This window comes from Xanthomonas arboricola pv. guizotiae, assembly GCF_002940205.1.
GTDB classification, from domain to species: domain Bacteria; phylum Pseudomonadota; class Gammaproteobacteria; order Xanthomonadales; family Xanthomonadaceae; genus Xanthomonas; species Xanthomonas arboricola_C.
In genome coordinates, this window is sequence record NZ_MDSK01000126.1 from 1 (window position 1) to 459 (window position 459).

Annotated in this window: 1 protein-coding gene; it reads right to left on the reverse strand. The window is 64.5% G+C overall.

Annotation, left to right across the window (positions count from 1 at the left end):
• A partial coding sequence (locus tag XarbCFBP7408_RS22130; RefSeq protein WP_258072311.1) for an integrase core domain-containing protein occupies positions 1-456 on the reverse strand: 456 nt, incomplete at its 3' end.
• Positions 457-459 lie beyond the last annotated feature (3 nt).

Sequence of the window (459 nt, forward strand, 5' to 3'; positions counted from 1 at the left end):
GGCCGCGTTTGGGGTCATCATCTTCAGCGCCTGATGAGGGCGCTGTTGGTTGTAGAAGGCGATCCAGTCAGCAATCACGCGCAGCGCGTGGGTTTGGCTCTCGAAGCGATGCCGGTGCACGCACTGCTCCTTCAGCGTCCGGATCACCCGTTCCACCATCCCGTTCTGCTGTGGGCAGTGCGGGGGGATGAACTCCTGCTTCAGGCCATAGCTGCGCACCAACCGGGTGTAGTCGCGGCTGGTGAAGACCAGGCCATTGTCCGAGCGCAGTAGGAACGACTCCTTGACCTTGCCCAGCGTGCCGAAGCGCGTGATCAGGGCCTGCTCCAGGGCGGCCGAGGCCGTGCTGGCCTTCCCCGTCCGTGACAGGTGCCAGCCAAGCAGCTGACGCGTGCTGCAGTCGATCACCAATGCCAGGCTGAGCCAGCCATCCTTGCCCCCCCATACGCGACACAGGTC